Annotated in this window: 16 protein-coding genes; 12 read left to right on the forward strand and 4 right to left on the reverse strand. The window is 66.2% G+C overall.

The annotated features are described in order from the left end of the window. Nucleotide 1 precedes the first annotated feature (1 nt). The 4 genes from LDJ84_RS09245 to LDJ84_RS09260 all read left to right on the forward strand — a co-directional run bounded on the left by LDJ84_RS09245 (nucleotide 2) and on the right by LDJ84_RS09260 (nucleotide 5,186). Complete coding sequence (locus LDJ84_RS09245) at nucleotides 2-1,708, forward strand: putative 2-aminoethylphosphonate ABC transporter permease subunit (protein WP_226046247.1); 1,707 nt, start codon at nucleotides 2-4, stop codon at nucleotides 1,706-1,708. Between the two features lie 95 nt (nucleotides 1,709-1,803). Next, nucleotides 1,804-2,829, forward strand: coding sequence for a putative 2-aminoethylphosphonate ABC transporter substrate-binding protein (locus LDJ84_RS09250; protein WP_084359804.1), 1,026 nt, complete (start codon nucleotides 1,804-1,806; stop codon nucleotides 2,827-2,829). A 91-nt stretch (nucleotides 2,830-2,920) separates the two neighbouring features. Further along, a complete protein-coding gene (locus LDJ84_RS09255) occupies nucleotides 2,921-4,051 on the forward strand; it encodes a TIGR03364 family FAD-dependent oxidoreductase (protein WP_226046248.1) in 1,131 nt (376 codons plus the stop codon). Between the two features lie 112 nt (nucleotides 4,052-4,163). After that, nucleotides 4,164-5,186 (forward strand): transporter, encoded by a 1,023-nt coding sequence (locus LDJ84_RS09260; protein WP_169887366.1) that lies wholly within the window; start codon nucleotides 4,164-4,166, stop codon nucleotides 5,184-5,186. Nucleotides 5,187-5,465: 279 nt separating this feature from the next. On the opposite strand, the gene LDJ84_RS09265 is transcribed toward LDJ84_RS09260, so the two are convergent. The 3 genes from LDJ84_RS09265 to phhA all read right to left on the reverse strand — a co-directional run bounded on the left by LDJ84_RS09265 (nucleotide 5,466) and on the right by phhA (nucleotide 7,909). Then, entirely contained in the window at nucleotides 5,466-6,662 is a 1,197-nt protein-coding gene (locus LDJ84_RS09265) for an amino acid aminotransferase (protein WP_226046249.1), read from the reverse strand. After that, complete coding sequence (locus tag LDJ84_RS09270; protein ID WP_024764391.1) at nucleotides 6,659-7,015, reverse strand: 4a-hydroxytetrahydrobiopterin dehydratase; 357 nt, start codon at nucleotides 7,013-7,015, stop codon at nucleotides 6,659-6,661. The genes LDJ84_RS09265 and LDJ84_RS09270 overlap by 4 nt, the downstream gene beginning before the upstream one ends. Before the next feature lie 105 nt (nucleotides 7,016-7,120). Further along, nucleotides 7,121-7,909 (reverse strand): phenylalanine 4-monooxygenase, encoded by a 789-nt coding sequence (phhA, locus tag LDJ84_RS09275; RefSeq protein ID WP_084359801.1) that lies wholly within the window; start codon nucleotides 7,907-7,909, stop codon nucleotides 7,121-7,123. 271 nt (nucleotides 7,910-8,180) lie between these two features. Here phhA and LDJ84_RS09280 point away from each other — a divergent pair, with 271 nt between their 5' ends. Next, on the forward strand, nucleotides 8,181-9,743 hold the full coding sequence (locus tag LDJ84_RS09280) for a sigma-54-dependent phenylalanine hydroxylase transcriptional regulator PhhR (RefSeq protein WP_038803408.1): 1,563 nt from the start codon (nucleotides 8,181-8,183) through the stop codon (nucleotides 9,741-9,743). Nucleotides 9,744-9,829: 86 nt separating this feature from the next. Here LDJ84_RS09280 and LDJ84_RS09285 read toward each other — a convergent pair whose 3' ends face one another. Beyond that, on the reverse strand, nucleotides 9,830-10,039 hold the full coding sequence (locus LDJ84_RS09285) for a DUF6316 family protein (RefSeq protein ID WP_037012382.1): 210 nt from the start codon (nucleotides 10,037-10,039) through the stop codon (nucleotides 9,830-9,832). Nucleotides 10,040-10,333: 294 nt separating this feature from the next. Here LDJ84_RS09285 and LDJ84_RS09290 point away from each other — a divergent pair, with 294 nt between their 5' ends. From LDJ84_RS09290 to ssuD, 7 genes are all read left to right on the forward strand, one after another. Beyond that, entirely contained in the window at nucleotides 10,334-10,972 is a 639-nt protein-coding gene (locus tag LDJ84_RS09290; RefSeq protein WP_024764389.1) for a peroxiredoxin, read from the forward strand. Nucleotides 10,973-11,154: 182 nt separating this feature from the next. Further along, nucleotides 11,155-12,171 (forward strand): aliphatic sulfonate ABC transporter substrate-binding protein, encoded by a 1,017-nt coding sequence (locus LDJ84_RS09295; RefSeq protein ID WP_037012385.1) that lies wholly within the window; start codon nucleotides 11,155-11,157, stop codon nucleotides 12,169-12,171. A 3-nt stretch (nucleotides 12,172-12,174) separates the two neighbouring features. Then, nucleotides 12,175-12,996: an ABC transporter permease gene (locus LDJ84_RS09300; protein WP_037012387.1), complete on the forward strand. Its 822-nt coding sequence runs from the start codon at nucleotides 12,175-12,177 to the stop codon at nucleotides 12,994-12,996. Beyond that, nucleotides 12,996-13,748, forward strand: a complete 753-nt coding sequence (locus tag LDJ84_RS09305) for an ABC transporter ATP-binding protein (RefSeq protein ID WP_037012390.1) — start codon at nucleotides 12,996-12,998, stop codon at nucleotides 13,746-13,748. The genes LDJ84_RS09300 and LDJ84_RS09305 overlap by 1 nt, the downstream gene beginning before the upstream one ends. Before the next feature lie 223 nt (nucleotides 13,749-13,971). Further along, nucleotides 13,972-14,565, forward strand: a complete 594-nt coding sequence (gene ssuE, locus LDJ84_RS09310) for an NADPH-dependent FMN reductase (protein ID WP_037012392.1) — start codon at nucleotides 13,972-13,974, stop codon at nucleotides 14,563-14,565. Nucleotides 14,566-14,700: 135 nt separating this feature from the next. Then, complete coding sequence (locus LDJ84_RS09315) at nucleotides 14,701-15,666, forward strand: sulfonate ABC transporter substrate-binding protein (protein WP_084359799.1); 966 nt, start codon at nucleotides 14,701-14,703, stop codon at nucleotides 15,664-15,666. A gap of 178 nt (nucleotides 15,667-15,844) precedes the next feature. Further along, nucleotides 15,845-16,993, forward strand: coding sequence for an FMNH2-dependent alkanesulfonate monooxygenase (ssuD, locus tag LDJ84_RS09320; protein ID WP_024764384.1), 1,149 nt, complete (start codon nucleotides 15,845-15,847; stop codon nucleotides 16,991-16,993). Nucleotides 16,994-17,052 lie beyond the last annotated feature (59 nt).

Genomic DNA, 17,052 nt, shown 5'->3' on the forward strand with positions numbered 1-17,052 from the left:
AATGGAAGCCGTGGTGAAGCACAGCCCGACGCTGTCCGTCGGCAAGGTTCGCGGCGATCTGGGTGATCGCCTGTTCGTCCGGGGCGGCAAGGTCCTGCTGCTGGTCCTGCTCATCCTGGCGGTGCTGATGCCGCTGCTGGCCATCTTCTGGCGCGGCTTCAGCGGCGAGGCGGGGCAGGGCGGCGGCCTGGCGGCCATGGGCGAGCTGCTGCGCAGCGACAACTTCCACTGGCTGCTGGGCAACAGCCTGAAGGTCTCGGTGAGCGTGGCGTGCATCGTCGTGCCGGCGGCCTACCTGTTCGCCTATGCGCTGCAACGCACGCTGATCCCGGCCAAGGGCCTGTGGCGCGGGATTTCCCTGCTGCCGCTGCTGGCGCCTTCGATGCTGCCGGGTATCGCGCTGATCTACCTGTTCGGCAACCAGGGCCTGCTGCGCCACCTGCTGTCGGACAACATCTACGGCTTCTGGGGCATCGTCCTCGGCGAGGCGATCTACACCTTCCCCCATGCGTTGATGATCCTGTTGTCCGCGCTGTCGTTGGCCGACGCGCGCCTGTTCGATGCCGCCTCCAGCATGGGCGCCGGCCCGTGGAAAGCCTTCCGCAGCATCACCTGGCCGGCTTCGCGGCAGGGCGTGTTCGCCGCCTTCTGCCTGGTGTTCACCCTGACCATCACCGACTTCGGCGTGCCGGTCGTGGTGGGCGGCGATTATCAGGTGCTGGCGCTGGAAGCCTACAAGGCGGTGGTCGGCCAGCAACAGTTCGGCCGTGGCGCGCAGATCGGCATGATCCTCCTGCTGCCGGCGCTGCTCAGCTTTGCGGTGGATACCTGGCTGCGCCGTCGCCAGGGCGACGCCATGAGCGGCCGCGCGCAGGTCTATCACCCGAAACCCTCGCGTCGCCGCGATGCCGCCTTCCTCGCCATCGTCGTGCTGATCAGCATGGTATTGCTGGGCGTGCTGGGCATGGCCGTGTACTCCTCGCTGGTGAAGTTCTGGCCCTATAACCTCTCGCTGTCGCTGAACCACTACGACTTCAACACCACTGCCGGCGGCGGCTGGCTGGCCTATCGCAACAGCCTGACCATGGCCGTGTGCACCGCGATCATCGGCAGCGCGCTGATCTTCACCGGCGCCTACCTGATCGAGAAGACCCGCGAGCAGCGCTGGCTGAGCCAGCTGCTGCGCATGCTCTGCTTCGTGCCGATGGCCGTGCCGGGCCTCGTGCTGGGCCTGGGCTACGTGTTCTTCTTCAACCTGCCGGGCAACCCGCTGCATGTGTTCTACGGCAGCATGGCGCTGCTGGTGGTGTGCACCATCGCCCACTACCTGACCACCGCGCAGATGACCGCCACCGCCGCGCTGCGCCAGCTCGACGGCGAATTCGAGGCCGCCGCGCTATCGCTGAAGATGCCGCTGTGGCGCCACTACCTGCGCGTCACCGTGCCGATCTGCCTGCCGGCGCTGCTGGACATCACCCGCTACCTGTTCGTCTCGGCGATGACCACGGTCTCGGCGGCGATCTTCCTCTACAACCCGGACACCATCCTCGCCGCCGTCGCCGTGCTGAACATGGACGACTCCGGCAACGTCGGCGGCGCCGCCGCCATGTCCACCCTGATCCTGCTCACCTCCGCGGCTGTGTCGCTGCTGCTGGCCGGCGCCTCGCGCGGCCTGCTGCGCCGCTCCCAGGCCTGGAGAAACCCGTAACACCGCTGGACGCTGTCGCCCCCGTTTCGGCGAGGGCTCAACCCCTGACAAAACCCGCCTCCGCGCGGGGAAAAAACACTGCCAAGGAGCTCCACATGTTCAAACGTCTTGCCCTCGCCGCTGCCGTGGTTGCCGCTTTCGCCGCACAGGTCCACGCCGCCGACACCGAACTGACCGTCTACACCGCCCTGGAACCGGAACAGCTGACCGCCTACAAGCAGGCCTTCGAAGCCGAGAACCCGGACATCAAGATCAAGTGGGTACGTGATTCCACCGGCATCGTCACCGCCAAGCTGCTGGCCGAGAAGGATCGCCCGCAGGCCGACGCTGTCTGGGGCCTGGCGGCTTCCAGCCTGGCCATCCTCGATGCGCAGGGCATGCTGGAGAAGTACGCGCCCAAGCACCTGGACGCCATCGGCAAGAACTACCGCGACCCGGCCAACCCGCCGGCGTGGGTAGGCATGGATGTCTGGGCCGCCACCATCTGCTTCAACACCGTCGAGGCCGAGAAACTGGGCCTGGAGAAACCGGTGAGCTGGCAGGACCTGACCAAGCCGGAATACAAGGGCAAGATCGTCATGCCGAACCCGGCATCCTCCGGCACCGGCTTCCTCGACGTTTCCGCCTGGCTGCAGACCTTCGGCGAGAAGCAGGGCTGGGCCTACATGGACGCCCTGCACGAGAACATCGGCCAGTACGTCCACTCCGGCTCCAAGCCGTGCAAGCTGGCCGCCGCCGGCGAGTTCCCGATCGGCATCTCCTTCGAGTACCCGGCCGTGCAGCTCAAGCGCCAGGGCGCGCCGCTGGACATCGTCCTGCCGAAGGAAGGCCTGGGCTGGGAAATCGAAGCCACCGGTATCGTCAAGGGCACCCAGCATGAAGCCGCCGCGAAGAAACTCGCCGACTTCTCCGCCAGCCCGAAAGCCATGGAGCTGTACAAGGAAAACTTCGCCGTGCTGGCCCAACCGGGCATCGCCAAGCCGCAGACCGAACTGCCGGCCGACTACGAGCAGCGCCTGATCAAGAACGACTTCGCCTGGGCTTCGAAGAACCGCGACGAGATCCTCGCCGAGTGGCGCAAGCGCTATGACGGCAAGTCGGAGAAGGTTGCGCAGAAGTAAGGTTTGACACCGATGGCTCCCTCTCCCCAACCCTCTCCCTTCAGGGAGAGGGCGGGGGAGAGGGGCTCTTCGCCACGCAGGAAATACCCCCATGAGCCACACCCACTGCGACGTCGCCATCGTCGGCGCCGGTATCCTCGGCCTTTCCCACGCCTACGCCGCCGCCCGCCGCGGGCTTTCCGTGCGTGTCTTCGAACGCACCGCCACACCCCTGGGCGCCTCGATACGCAACTTCGGCCAGGCGCTGGTCACCGGCCAGCCGCCGGGCGTGATGTCCGACCTGGCACGAGCCAGCCGGCCGATCTGGGGGCAATGGGCGGAAGGCGCCGGGTTCTCCCTGCGGCGCAACGGTTCGTTGCTGTTCGCTCGCACCGAGGCCGAGGAGCATCTGCTGGAAGCCTTCTGCGCCGGCCGCGCGAAGGCGCTGGACTACCGCGTGGGCCTGCTGCGCGGCAGCGAGCTGAACGACCTCTACCAGGGGCACTTCCGCCATCACCGTGCCGCGCTGCTCGGCTTCGACGACCAGCAGTTGTACTCCCGCGAAGCGCTGCCGAGCCTGATCGATTACCTGCGCCGCGAGCACGGCGTGCAGTTCCATTTCTCCACCCTCGTGCGTGACGTCGACAGCGGCGTGCTGCGCACCACGGCGGGCAGCTTCACCGCCGGGCAGGTGATCGTCTGCTCCGGCCACGACTACCAGACGCTGCTGGCCGAGGTCATCGCGCCGCTGGAGCCGCAGGTGTGCCGCCTGCAGATGCTGCGCGCGCGCCCGCAGGTCGATTTCGGCCTCGCTCATTCGATCCTCACCGGCCTGAGTTGCGTGCATTACGGTGCCTTCTCCGACCTGCCCGAGGCCGACGCGGTACGCGAGCAGATTCGCCGCGAGACGCCGGAACTGGAAGAGCAGGGCATACACCTGCTGGTCAGCCCGACGCCCCATGGCGAGCTGATCATCGGCGATTCCCACCATTACGGCAGCGACGCCGCGCCGTTCAATGCCGAGGCAGTGGACAGACTCATGCTGGAGCTGGCCGAGGACACCCTGGGCATGCATGTGGAGGTGGTCGAGCGCTGGCAGGGCGTCTACGGCTCGCGCGGGCCGGGGCCGTTCTCCGTGCTGCAGGCCGCCGACGGCATCACCGTCGTGCTGATGCACACCGGCGTCGGCATGAGCATCGGCCCGGCGCTGGGCGAGCGCACCGTGGCCGGATTGTTTGGCTGACACGCAGCTGTCATCTGCCGTTCACTGGGTTCTGGTACTACCGGCACACACGGATTCGCTTTTTTGTAGGAGCGAGCAAGCTCGCTCCTACAGGCTGCGCGCGCGGAGAGACATGAACCACAGCATCGTTCAGAGCCATCAGGATTCCGACCTGTTCGGCCTGCTCTATGGCTTCAGCTTTCGTCCCGGCCAGCCCGGCCTGGAAATCGACTCGCCTACCGCGCTGCAGCGCCTGCAGGAGCCGCGGGCGACGGATGAGTTCCTCTGGCTGCACCTGAACCTGGCGCACGCGGCCTGCGAGCGCTGGATGAAGTCGCACCTGGAACTGCCCGACTACTTCTTCGAGACCCTGCGCGAAGGTTCGCGCTCCACCCGCATCGAGCATGTGGACGGCGCGTTGCTGGCGGTGGTCAACGACGTGGTGTTCGACTTCAGCAGCCGCATGTCCTCGGACGTCGCCACGCTGTGGGTCTGCGCCCGTGGCCGCCTGCTGGTGACTGCCCGTGCGCAGCCGCTGCGTTCGGTGGATACGCTGCGCTTCTCGGTGAAGCACGGCGAAAGCTTCAACTCGCCGCTGGAGCTGCTGGTCCACCTGCTGCGCGACCAGGGCGAAATCCTCACCCGCATCGTCCGCGAAACCAGCATCAGCGTCGACCGCATCGAGGACCAGTTGCTGTCCTCGCGCCTCTCCGCCAGCCGCGCCGACCTGGGCGGCATGCGCCGGGTGCTGGTGCGCCTGCAACGCCTGCTGGCGCTGGAGCCGGGCTCGCTGATGCGCCTGCTCAACCGCCCGCCGCTGTGGCTGAAGGAAGACGACGTGCGCGTGCTGCGCGAGGCCACCGAGGAGTTCTCCCTGGTGATCAACGACCTCACCGCCCTGGGCGAGCGCATCAAGCTGCTGCAGGAAGAGATCGCCGCGAAGATCAACGAGCAGAGCAACCGCACGCTGTTCACCCTCACCGTGGTCACGGTGCTGGCGCTGCCGATCAACATCATCGCCGGCTTCTTCGGCATGAACGTCGGCGGCATTCCCTTCTCCAGCGACCCGGAGGGGTTCTGGATTCTGGTCGTGCTGGTGGCCAGCTTCACCGGCCTGGCCGGGCGCTGGGCGTTTCGCAAGCGCGACGACTATTGACCGAGTCTCCCTGCAGGAACAACTGTCTTCTTCTGTGAGCTCGTGCCTACGCTTTTCCCTCTCCCCAGCCCTCTCCCTGAAGGGAGAGGGAGCGGTATGTGCCGGCTGATGCCATGGTGTCAGCCTGCTCCATTTCAGTCCCCTCTCCCTTCAGGGAGAGGGTTAGGGAGAGGGTAAGTACCCGCTGAGGACTCCCAAACTACGTAGAAGCGGGCCAACTCCCGCGCCCAGGCAAAAAAGGACCGGCTCAAAGGCCGGTCGAGGGGGAAGAATTCGTCGTCAGCGGCAGACGCGGGCGATGGCCGCCGCCAGGTGGTCCAGGCGTTCGCCGTCGAGCCCGGCGATGTTCGCGCGACCGCTGCTGACCAGGTAGATGCTGTGCTCCTCGCGCAGGATGCGCACCTGCTCGGCCTGCAGGCCGGTATAGGAGAACATGCCGCGCTGGATGGCGATGTGCGCAAAGCGCTCCGCCAGCCCGTGGGGGCGCAGGGCTTCCACCAGGCCGATACGCAGGTCGGCGATGCGCCCGCGCATGGCGTCCAGCTCTGCCAGCCACAGGTTCTTCAGTTCCGGGTCGCCGAGGATGGTGGCGACCACTTCGGCGCCGTGGGCCGGTGGGGTGGACCACAGGTTGCGGGCGAACAGTGCCAGTTGGCTGCGGATGTCGGTGAGCTTGTCGGCGTTCTCGGCGCAGACGATCAGCGCGCCGACGCGGTCGCGGTAGAGGCCGAAGTTCTTCGAGCAGGAGCTGGTGATCAGCACTTCCGGCAGGCTCTCGGCCAGCAGGCGCACGGAATACGCGTCCTCCTCCAGCCCATCGCCCAGGCCCTGGTAGGCGAAGTCCAGCAACGGCAGCAACTCGCGGCGACGGACGATCTCCAGCACGCGCTGCCACTGCGCGTGATCCAGGTCGAAGCCGGTGGGGTTGTGGCAGCAGGCGTGCAGCAGCACCACGTCGCCCTGCGGGATTTTCTCCAGCATGGCGAACATGGCCTCCGCGTCGAGACGATTGTCCGCGCCGACGTAGGGGTAGTGCTTGATCGGCACGCCGGCGGCGGCGAACAGGGTCTCGTGGATCGGCCAGGTCGGGTCGCTCAGCCAGATGTTCCTGCCCGGCAGGCAATGGGCGATGAACTCCGCGGCCAGGCGCAGGGCGCCGGTACCGCCGGGCGTCTGCGTGGCGTCGGCACGCGAATCGGCCAGCAACGGTGAGGTGACGCCCAGCACCTGCTCGCACAGGCGAGCGGCGAACAGCGCGTCGCCGTGGCTACCGACGTAGCTCTTGGTGGTCTCGCTATCCACCAGGCGCTGCTCGGCCAGCTTCACTGCGCGAGGAATCGGCGTGAGGCCCTGGGCGTCCTTGTAGACGCCCACGCCAAGGTCGAGCCGCGCGGGGTTGGGGTCGGCCCGGTAGGCTTCGAGCAGGCCCAGGATCGGGTCGCCCGGTACGCGGGTGACCTTGGCGAAATGGCTCATTTGCGTCCCTCTGCTTTCGCGGCCAGCTCGTCGGTGCGCGCGGCCATGATGAAATCGTTGCGGTGCAGGCCCTTCAGCTCGTGGCTCCACCAGGTGACGGTGACCTTGCCCCACTGGGTCAACAGGTCGGGGTGGTGGCCTTCTTCCTCGGCGATGGCGCCCACCGCGTTGGTGAAGGCCAGGGCATGGCGGAAGTTCTTGAACAGGAAGACCCGCTCCAGCTCCATGTGATCGTCGCGGACCTCGATATTCCAGTCCGGGATCTGCTTGATCAGCACCGCCAGTTCTTCGTCGGACACCTTCGGGGCGTCGGCGCGGCAGGCTTCGCAATGGGCTTGGGTAAGTGCGGTCATGAAAGGTTCTCCTTGTCGTGGGGTGGCATAGGAGTGCGCTCGCGAACCATCTTATGCTCGCGAGCACGTCTCATCCTAGGCACAGATGGGATCGATTGCAGCGGATCAGGCGGCCTGTTTCGGCGGAAACTTCGGCGCGTGCAGGCCCAGGCGCATGGCTTCGCGCACCAGCGCCATGATGTCCTCATGGGCCAGGTCGAACAGGCGCTTGAGCTCGGGCAGCACGAAATACAGGGGCTGCAGGATGTCGATGCGGTACGGCGTGCGCATGCATTCCAGCGGGTTGAAGGCCTGGTGCTCGGGCGCATCGGAGAGGCTGTAGACCGTCTCCTTGGGCGACGAAAGGATGCCGCCGCCGTAGATGCGCAGGCCTTGCGGGGTGTCCAGCAGGCCGAACTCGATGGTCATCCAGTAGAGGCGGGCGAGGTACACCCGTTCTTCCTTGCTGGCGGCCAGGCCGAGCTTGCCGTAGGTGTGGGTGAACTCGGCGAACCAGGGGTTGGTCAGCAGCGGGCAGTGGCCGAAGATCTCGTGGAAGATGTCCGGCTCCTGCAGGTAGTCCAGCTCCTCCGGGGTGCGGATGAAGGTGGCGACGGGGAATTGCTGGCTGGCCAGCAGCTCGAAGAAGGTCTGGAAGGGAATCAGCGCCGGCACCCGCGCCACGCGCCAGCCGGTGGTGGCCTGGAGTACCCGGTTGATTTCGCCCAGTTGCGGGATGCGGTCGTGCGGCAGGCCAAGCTGTTCGATGCCGTCCAGGTATTCCTGACACGCGCGGCCTTCGATCACTTTCAATTGGCGGGTGATCAGGGTGTTCCAGACCTGATGCTCGGCTGCCGGGTAGTGGATAAAGCCATCTTCATCAGGTTGGCGGGCCACGTACTGCGTTGTCTTCATGGGTGCCCTCATAGGTACTGTGGCGTCGAGGCCTTGTTGTTGTGATGACCAACAGATAGCGCGAGTCGTGCCGCCGATCAGCCCCCTGTTCGCGGTGTTTTCAGGCTGCCAGAGCTGTAATCCGTAAAGAAAAAATTACGCAAAGCGGCGCGGGCATCCGGCCATGGCTTGAAGGTGCGGCTTGGTGTCACATATTCTTGACGGTAATTTCCGGCTGCCTTGCGAAAATCCGCGCCGGAGCGCCCACCACAACGACAACCACGGGCCCGCCATGCGCATCAAAGTGCACTGCCAGAACCGCGTCGGCATCCTGCGCGACATCCTCAACCTGCTGGTCGACTACGGCATCAACGTCAACCGCGGCGAAGTCGGCGGCGAGCAGGGCAACGCCATCTACCTGCTCTGCCCGAACCTGATCAACCTGCAGTTCCAGTCGCTCAAGCCCAAGCTCGAAGCGGTGCCCGGCGTGTTCGGCGTCAAGCGTGTCGGCCTGATGCCCAGCGAACGGCGCCACCTGGAGTTGAACGCATTGCTGGCGGCGCTGGAGTTCCCGGTGCTGTCCATCGACATGGCCGGGCAGATCGTCGCGGCCAATCGGGCCGCCGCGCAGCTGCTGGGCTCGCGGGTCGACGAAGTGCCGGGGATTCCGCTGTCGCGCTACGTCGAGGACCTCGACCTGCCGGAGTTGGTGCGAGCCAACAAGGCACGCATCAACGGCCTGCGCGTGAAGGTGAAGGGCGATGTGTTCCTCGCGGACATCGCGCCGCTGCAATCCGAACACGACGAGAGCGAGGCGCTGGCTGGCGCCGTGCTGACGTTGCACCGCGCCGACCGCGTCGGCGAGCGCATCTACAACGTGCGGCGCCTGGAGTTGCGCGGCTTCGACAGCATCTTCCAGAGCTCGCGGGTGATGGCCGCCGTGGTGCGCGAGGCGCGCCGCATGGCGCCGCTGGATGCGCCGCTGCTGATCGAGGGCGAGACCGGCACCGGCAAGGAACTGCTGGCCCGCGCCTGTCACCTGGCCAGCCCGCGCGGGCAGTCGCCGTTCATGGCGCTGAACTGCGCCGGCCTGCCCGAATCCATGGCCGAGACCGAGCTGTTCGGCTACGGCCCGGGCGCCTTCGAGGGCGCGCGCCCGGAAGGCAAGCTCGGCCTGCTGGAACTCACCGCGGGCGGCACGCTGTTCCTCGATGGTGTCGGCGAGATGAGCCCGCGCCTGCAGGCCAAGCTGCTGCGCTTCCTGCAGGATGGCTGCTTCCGCCGCGTCGGCAGTGACGAGGAGGTGTACCTGGACGTGCGGGTGATCTGCGCGACCCAGGTGGATCTGTCCGAGCTGTGCACCAAGGGTGAGTTCCGCCAGGACCTCTACCACCGCCTCAACGTGCTGTCGCTGCACATTCCGCCGCTGCGCGAATGCCTGGACGGCCTGGAACCGCTGGTGCAGCACTTCCTCGACCAGGCCAGCCGGCAGATCGGTTGCGCTCTGCCCAAGCTCTCGCCCCAGGCGCTGGACCGCCTCGGCCGCTACCACTGGCCGGGCAACGTGCGGCAGCTGGAAAACGCGCTGTTCCAGGCGGTCTCGCTGTGCGAAGGCGGCACCATTCGCCCCGAACACATCCGCCTGCCGGACTACGGCGCGCCGCATCCGTTGGGCGACTTCTCCCTGGAGGGCGGGTTGGACGCCATCGTCGGTCGGTTCGAGAGAGCGGTGCTGGAGCGGCTCTACCGCGAGCACCCGAGCAGCCGGCAACTGGGCAAGCGCCTGGGGGTGTCGCACACCACCATCGCCAACAAGCTGCGCCTGCATGGGTTGGGGCAAAGCGAGGAGTCCTGAGCGACTCCCAGGAATTGAACGCAGCGGGAAAAACAAAACCCCGGCACCGGGCCGGGGTCGTGCACTCGCGTTCGGTCAGCTCGCCGTCACTGCGCCACGCGCGCCATCAACCCTGCCGCCTGGCGCATGCGGGTGATGTATTGCGCCACCTCGCGTTCGGCATCGAAGCGGGTGAAGTAGGGCCCTTCGAGAGTCCCTTCGCGGGTGGAGAAGAAGTACTGGCCATTGACCGCGCTGATCCGATCGCTGCGGTAATGGGTGGCCGCCTGATTGTCGCCGACACGTTGTCCCAACATACGCTGACCTCCCGTACAAAAGGATTAATTGATTCGAGTGTATGCCGCAAAGCCCCGCCGTACAGGGGCTGCAGGGGGATGGCGACGAACGGTTGGGTTTTGTCTCAGCGGTGAAACACTTGGCGGGCAGAGCTTCCCGCAGCCTTGGCTATGCTCAGTGTCCAGCGCGCCCGGGGCGCCAGGGCAGGGTCGATACGAGTGCTTGATTTTGGTTATAAGAAAATCAAAATATATTCTTTTTAATGCGTAAAGACCTTGTGCATAGTGGCTACCAACACGAACAAGGAGAGACCCATGAGCTTGCGACTCGGCGACATCGCCCCCGACTTCGAACAGGAATCCAGCGAAGGCCGCATCCGTTTCCATGAATGGCTGGGCAACAGCTGGGGCATTCTGTTCTCCCACCCGGCCGACTTCACCCCGGTGTGCACCACCGAGCTGGGCCTGACCGCCAAGCTCAAGGACCAGTTCGCCGCCAAGGGCGTCAAGGTGATTGCCCTGTCCGTCGACCCGGTGGACTCCCACGTGAAGTGGATCGACGACATCAACGAGACCCAGAACACCGTGGTCAACTTCCCGATCATCGCCGACGCCGACCGCAAGGTCTCCGAGCTGTACGACCTGATCCACCCGAACGCCAACGACACCCTCACCGTGCGTTCGCTGTTCGTCATCGACCCGAACAAGAAGGTGCGCCTGACCATCACCTACCCGGCGAGCACCGGGCGCAACTTCAACGAAATCCTGCGCGTCATCGACTCGCTGCAGCTCACCGACAACCACAAGGTCGCCACGCCCGGTAACTGGCAGGACGGCGACGACGTGGTGATCGTGCCCTCGCTCAAGGACGAGGAAGAGATCAAGCAGCGCTTCCCCAAGGGCTACCGCGCCATCAAGCCGTACCTGCGCCTCACCCCTCAACCGAACAAATGATTCTCCGATCCCCATCCGGGGAATCACTCACGCCTCGAGCGGGAAATCGGGCCGGTCCGCCGGCCCCTTTTTTATCTTTCACGCGCGGACCACGCCGCGCTTTTTTATTCGCTCCACCACCAAGGATCTGACTTGCCCGCCAGACGGGAAGAAGACACCAGCCCACGCCAAGGAGAACGACCATGGGTCATTCCACCTGGCGCCGCAGCCTGGCCGTCGCTCTTCTCGCGAGCCTGCCGATCGGCGCCTACAACAGCCCCGCCCAAGCCGCCGACGCACCGAAGGAGGTGCGCCTGGACTACGCCTACTACGCGCCCACCAGCCTGGTGCTCAAGCACTTCGGCTGGCTGGAGAAGTCCCTCAAGCCGCAGGGCACCGAAGTGCGCTGGGTGTTCAGCCAGGGCAGCAACCGTTCCCTGGAATACCTCAACGCCGGCAGTACCGACTTCGCCTCCACCGCGGGGCTGGCCGCCGTACTCAGCCGCGCCAACGGCGCGCCGCTGAAGACCGTCTACATCGCCAGCCGGCCGGAGTGGACCGCGCTGGTGGTGCCCAAGGATTCGCCGCTCAAGTCCGTCGCTGACCTCAAGGGCAAGAAGATCGCCGCCACCAAGGGCACCGATCCCTATCTGTTCCTCCTGCGCAGCCTGCAAAAGGCCGGGTTGGACAAGAACGACGTGGAAATCGTCCACCTGCAGCACCCGGACGGCCGCGCCGCGCTGGAGCAGGGCAGGGTGGATGCCTGGGCGGGGCTGGACCCGCACATGGCCGCCAGCGAACTGCAGGCCGGCTCGCGGTTGCTGTACCGCAACGTCGACTTCAACAGCTACGGCGTGCTCAGCGTCACCGAGAAATTCGAGCAGGAGCAGCCGGAGCTGATCAAGCAGGTCATCGCCGCCTACGAAGAGGCGCGCCAGTGGGCCATCGCCCATCCGGAGGAGACCGCGAAGCTGCTCGCCGAGGAGGCCAAGCTGCCGCTGGAAGTGGCCAAGCTGCAGCTCTCGCGCACTGATTTCAGCAAGCCGCTGCCGGGCGCCGAACAAGTTGCCGCGCTCAAAGCCGCCGCGCCGATCCTGATCGATGAGCAACTGGTTCGCCCGGGCACTGATGTCACCGCCGTGGTGGATCAGCTGATTGCCCCGCAACTGGCCGGCGAGGTGATTGGCAAGGCTGGCGCTGTCGCCAAGGCGGAGCAGTAATCCATGCCAACCCAGAGCCTGCGCCTCGCTCGCCAGCGCCGCCTGCCAAGGCTGCGCTGGCCGCGACTGAGCTGGCGCGCCTGGCTGCTGCCGCTGCTGCTGTGCGCAGTGCTGGAGCTGGTGGTACGCGTCGGCTGGCTGCCCGAGCACCAGATGCCCGCGCCCAGCAGTGTCGCGCTGACGCTCTGGCAACTGGCCCAGGGCGAGCTGTGGAGGCACGTGGCGGCCAGCCTCGCACGGGTGGCTGCCGGCTTCTCCATCGGCGCGGCGTTGGCCATCCTGATCGGCACCTGGGTCGGCCTCAGCCAGCGTGCCGAGGCTTATCTCGAACCGACTTTCCAGGCGCTGCGGGCCATTCCCAGCCTCGCCTGGGTGCCGCTCCTGCTGCTCTGGCTGGGCATCGACGAGACGCCGAAAATCGTGCTGATCGCCCTCGGCGCTTTCTTCCCCGTGTATCTCTCGCTGGTAGCCGGCGTGCGTAACGTCGACCGCAAGTGGGTCGAGCTGGGCCGCTTGTATCACCTCTCGCCCTTTGCCCTGGTGCGGCGGATTCTGCTGCCGGCGGCGCTGCCGAGCCTGTTCACCGGCCTGCGCGGCGCCCTGAGTCTGAGCTGGATGTTCCTCGTTGCTGCCGAGCTGATCGCCGCCACCCGTGGCCTCGGCTATCTGCTCAGCGACGGCCGGGAAACCTCGCGGCCGGACATCGTCATCGCCGCCATCCTGGTGCTGGCAGTGCTCGGCAAGCTCAGCGACAGCCTGCTCAAGGCGCTGGAGCAGCGTGCGCTGGCCTGGCGCGATACCTTCCTGGGCAATGGAGAGAGCTGATGAGCGCCTTGCTGGAACTGCGTGATATCCGCAAGAGCTTCTCCGGCGTGCGGGTGCTGGACGACGTCAGCCTGAGCCTGGCGCCGGGCGAAGTGGTCAGCCTGCTCGGCCCCAGTGGCTGTGGCAAAAGTACCCTGCTGCGCATCGCCGCCGGGCTGGACGACGAGTTCGCCGGCTCGCTGGAGCGCAACCCGCTGCTGGGTTTCGGCCCGGACGGCGACACCGGTCGTGGCGGTGGTGGCGTCGGCGTGGTGTTCCAGGAACCGCGCCTGCTGCCCTGGCTCACCGTGGCGCAGAACATCGGTTTCGCCGACGGCTGGCTGGCCGATGACCACCGTATCGCGCACCTGCTGCGCGACGTGGGCCTGGAAGGCAAGGGTGACCTGCTGCCCAAACAACTTTCCGGCGGCATGGCCCAGCGCGCGGCCATCGCCCGTGGTCTCTACGGTCGTCCGCAGGTGTTGCTGCTGGACGAACCCTTCAGCGCGGTGGACGCCTTCACCCGCATCCGCCTGCAGGACCTGATCCAGCAACTGGCGCTGGAGTACGACATCAGCATCCTGCTGGTCACCCACGACCTCGACGAAGCCTTCTACCTCAGCGACCGCGTCCTGCTGCTGGGCGGCACGCCCAGCCGCCTGCGCCGCGAATTCCCCGTGCCGCTGCCGCGCCCTCGGGATCGTCGCGCCGTCGAGTTGGCCTTCCTGCGCGGCGAAGCGCTGACCGAGCTGCACCAGTCCCACGTCATCTGACTCATCACTGTTCTGTGGGAGCGAGCTTGCTCGCGAACCGCTTGATGCCGGAGCTGCCCGGAAAGCGTCCGCGAGCAAGCTCGCTCCTACATTAAAAACAAAATCGAATAACCAAATGAAAAAATAACATTTATTGGAATATGAGGTTGCCTGTTAAGGTCTATGCACATTGGTTAGCAGGGCGGCATTTGTATCGTCCTGATCGTTATAAGGAAGCGTGCAGATGTATGTAGTCACCCTAGCCGGCAGCCCCAGCCAGCGTTCCCGCTCCGGCGTCCTCCTGGACGTCGCACGGAACTGGCTGCACGCCCACGGCGCCGAGGTGCGCTCCTACTCCGTGCACGATTTTCCGGCGGAAGACCTGCTGCATGCACGCTTCGACAGCCCGCGGGTGGTCGAGCTGATCGAACAGGTCCTGCGCGCCGACGGCCTGGTGATCTCCACCCCGGTGTACAAGGCATCCATCGCCGGTGCGCTGAAGGTCATTCTCGACCTGCTGCCGGAGCGGGCGCTGGCGCACAAGGTGGTGCTGCCCCTGGCTACTGGCGGCAGCAACGCGCACATGCTGGCGGTGGACTACGCGCTCAAGCCGGTCCTCGCTGCGTTGAAGGCACAGGAAACCCTGCATGGGGTGTTCGCCGAAGAGAGCCAGGTGCAATACCCCGAGGGCAATTCCCCGGCGCGCCTGGAACCGACCCTCGAACACCGACTGCTGGAATCCCTGGAACAGTTCCATGGCGCCCTCGCGCGCCGGCCGAAACCCATCGACCCGAACCTGCTCAACGAACGGCTGATCAACGCCCGCTGGAGCATCTGACAGACAACCCCACGCAGGAGAGCGCCAAGCCCCAACCCGGCAGGCGGCAACTGTGTCACCAACAAGAAAAGGCCCTCACCGTCCCGTCAACGGGACCGCAGGTCCGGCAATCACACTCGACGAAGGATCACTCCCATGCGGACCCTTACTTTGCGTAGTGGACTGGCGGCCCTGCTGATCGCGGCCCTGTCCTACAACGTCCAGGCGGACGAACAACCCGGCACCCTGCGTATCGGCTATCAGAAATACGGCACCCTGGTGCTGCTCAAGGCCCGTGGCACGCTGGAGAAGCGCCTGGCCGAGCAGGGCGTCAAGGTGCAATGGACCGAATTCCCCGGCGGCCCGCAGCTGCTCGAAGGCCTGAACGTCGGCAGCATCGACTTCGGCGTCACCGGCGAAACCCCGCCGGTATTCGCCCAGGCCGCTGGCGCCGATCTGGTCTACGTGGCCCATGAACCGCCGGCGCCGACCAGCGAAGCGATCCTGCTGCCCAAGGATTCGCCGATCAAATCCGTCGCCGAGCTGAAGGGCAAGAAAGTCGCCCTGAACAAAGGCTCCAACGTGCACTACCTGCTGGTGCGCGCCCTGGAGAAAGCCGGCCTGAAATACACCGATATCCAGCCCGTCTACCTGCCGCCGGCCGACGCCCGCGCCGCCTTCGAGCGTGGCAGCGTCGATGCCTGGGTGATCTGGGACCCGTACCAGGCCGCCGCCGAGAAGCAGCTCTCCGCCCGCACGCTGGTAGACGGCACCGGCCTTGTGGATAACCACCAGTTCTACCTGGCCACCCGTCCCTATGCGAACAACCACCCGCAGGTGATCACCACCCTGATCGACGAAGTGCGTTCGGTGGGCGAGTGGTCGCAGCAGAACCCGCAGCAGGTGACCGACCAGGTCGCGCCGCTGCTCGGCCTGCCGGCGGACATCACCTTCACCGCGGTGAAACGCCAGGGCTACGGCGCCCAGCCGATCACCCCGGACGTTACTGCCGCGCAGCAGAAGATCGCCGACACCTTCACCGACCTGAAGCTGATCCCCAAGAAGCTGAGCATCAAGGACGTGGTGTGGACGGCGCCTGCCAAGGTCGCTACCGCCCAATGATTCCCTTGTAGGAGCGAGGGGGACGCCTAGTCCTTGCTCGCGAACCCGCCCAGCTCCGGAGCTGCCGGGAGTCTGTTCGCGAGCAAGCTCGCTCCTGCGAAGAACAGTAGCAACACGTACACCCATCCCATCATCGCGCGGCTACGCCACGCCGGCGCGCTTATCTGGAGTTACAGCGATGAGTCTCAACATCTTCTGGTTCCTGCCGACCCACGGCGACGGCCACTACCTGGGCACCGCCGAAGGCGCCCGTGCCGTGGACCACGGTTATCTGCAACAGGTCGCCCAGGCCGCCGACCGCCTCGGTTTCGGCGGCGTGCTGATCCCTACCGGCCGCTCCTGCGAGGACTCCTGGCTGGTTGCCGCCTCGCTGATCCCGGTGACCCAGCGCCTGAAGTTCCTGGTCGCCCTGCGTCCGGGCATCATTTCCCCGACCGTGGCCGCCCGCCAGGCCGCAACCCTCGACCGGCTCTCCGGTGGGCGCGCGCTGTTCAACCTGGTGACCGGCGGTGACCCGGACGAACTGGCCGGCGACGGCCTGCACCTGAGCCACGCCGAGCGCTACGAAGCCTCGGTCGAATTCACCCGCATCTGGCGCCGCGTACTGGAGGGCGAGACCGTCGACTACGACGGCAAGCACCTGCAAGTGAAGGGCGCCAAGCTGCTCTACCCGCCGATCCAGCAACCGCGTCCGCCGTTGTACTTCGGCGGTTCCTCCGACGCCGCGCAGGACCTCGCTGCCGAGCAGGTCGAGCTGTACCTGACCTGGGGCGAGCCGCCGGCCGCCGTCGCCGAGAAGATCGCCCAGGTCCGCGAGAAGGCCGCCCGGCAAGGCCGCAGCGTGCGCTTCGGCATCCGCCTGCATGTGATCGTCCGCGAGACCAACGACGAAGCCTGGCAGGCCGCCGACCGCCTGATCTCCCACCTGGACCAGGACACCATCGACCGTGCCCAGGCGTCCCTGGCGCGCTTCGATTCCGTCGGCCAGCAACGCATGGCCGCCCTGCATGGCGGCAACAAGGACAAGCTGGAGGTCAGCCCCAACCTCTGGGCCGGCGTCGGCCTGGTTCGCGGCGGTGCCGGCACCGCGCTGGTCGGCGATGGCCCGACCGTGGCGGCGCGCGTCAAGGAATACGCGGACCTGGGGATCGACACCTTCATCTTCTCCGGTTACCCGCACCTGGAAGAGTCGTACCGGGTCGCCGAATTGCTCTTCCCGCACCTGGACCTCGCTCGCCCGCAGCAACCGCAGGAGCGCGGCTACGTCAGCCCGTTCGGCGAGATGGTCGCCAACGACATTCTGCCCAAGGCGGCATCGGCGAGCTGATAAGGCGGTCGGGCGGCAAACGCGCCGCGTGATCCGCCCGACGAAGAATCCGGAGAGAC

Origin of the sequence: Pseudomonas sp. HS-18 (assembly GCF_020401845.1) — a bacterium.
Lineage (GTDB): Bacteria > Pseudomonadota > Gammaproteobacteria > Pseudomonadales > Pseudomonadaceae > Pseudomonas > Pseudomonas nitroreducens.

Excerpts from the sequence above, each read along its gene's own strand:
- LDJ84_RS09305 (WP_037012390.1), top strand. The coding sequence starts at position 12,996 with ATGAGCGCCTTGCTGGAACTGCGTGATATCCGCAAGAGCTTCTCCGGC.
- LDJ84_RS09300 (WP_037012387.1), top strand. The coding sequence starts at position 12,175 with ATGCCAACCCAGAGCCTGCGCCTCGCTCGCCAGCGCCGCCTGCCAAGG.
- LDJ84_RS09255 (WP_226046248.1), top strand. The coding sequence starts at position 2,921 with ATGAGCCACACCCACTGCGACGTCGCCATCGTCGGCGCCGGTATCCTC.
- LDJ84_RS09270 (WP_024764391.1), bottom strand. The coding sequence starts at position 7,015 with ATGACCGCACTTACCCAAGCCCATTGCGAAGCCTGCCGCGCCGACGCC.
- LDJ84_RS09250 (WP_084359804.1), top strand. The coding sequence starts at position 1,804 with ATGTTCAAACGTCTTGCCCTCGCCGCTGCCGTGGTTGCCGCTTTCGCC.
- ssuE (WP_037012392.1), top strand. The coding sequence starts at position 13,972 with ATGTATGTAGTCACCCTAGCCGGCAGCCCCAGCCAGCGTTCCCGCTCC.
- LDJ84_RS09245 (WP_226046247.1), top strand. The coding sequence starts at position 2 with ATGGAAGCCGTGGTGAAGCACAGCCCGACGCTGTCCGTCGGCAAGGTT.
- phhA (WP_084359801.1), bottom strand. The coding sequence starts at position 7,909 with ATGAAGACAACGCAGTACGTGGCCCGCCAACCTGATGAAGATGGCTTT.
- LDJ84_RS09260 (WP_169887366.1), top strand. The coding sequence starts at position 4,164 with ATGAACCACAGCATCGTTCAGAGCCATCAGGATTCCGACCTGTTCGGC.
- LDJ84_RS09265 (WP_226046249.1), bottom strand. The coding sequence starts at position 6,662 with ATGAGCCATTTCGCCAAGGTCACCCGCGTACCGGGCGACCCGATCCTG.
- LDJ84_RS09285 (WP_037012382.1), bottom strand. The coding sequence starts at position 10,039 with ATGTTGGGACAACGTGTCGGCGACAATCAGGCGGCCACCCATTACCGC.
- LDJ84_RS09315 (WP_084359799.1), top strand. The coding sequence starts at position 14,701 with ATGCGGACCCTTACTTTGCGTAGTGGACTGGCGGCCCTGCTGATCGCG.
- ssuD (WP_024764384.1), top strand. The coding sequence starts at position 15,845 with ATGAGTCTCAACATCTTCTGGTTCCTGCCGACCCACGGCGACGGCCAC.
- LDJ84_RS09295 (WP_037012385.1), top strand. The coding sequence starts at position 11,155 with ATGGGTCATTCCACCTGGCGCCGCAGCCTGGCCGTCGCTCTTCTCGCG.
- LDJ84_RS09280 (WP_038803408.1), top strand. The coding sequence starts at position 8,181 with ATGCGCATCAAAGTGCACTGCCAGAACCGCGTCGGCATCCTGCGCGAC.
- LDJ84_RS09290 (WP_024764389.1), top strand. The coding sequence starts at position 10,334 with ATGAGCTTGCGACTCGGCGACATCGCCCCCGACTTCGAACAGGAATCC.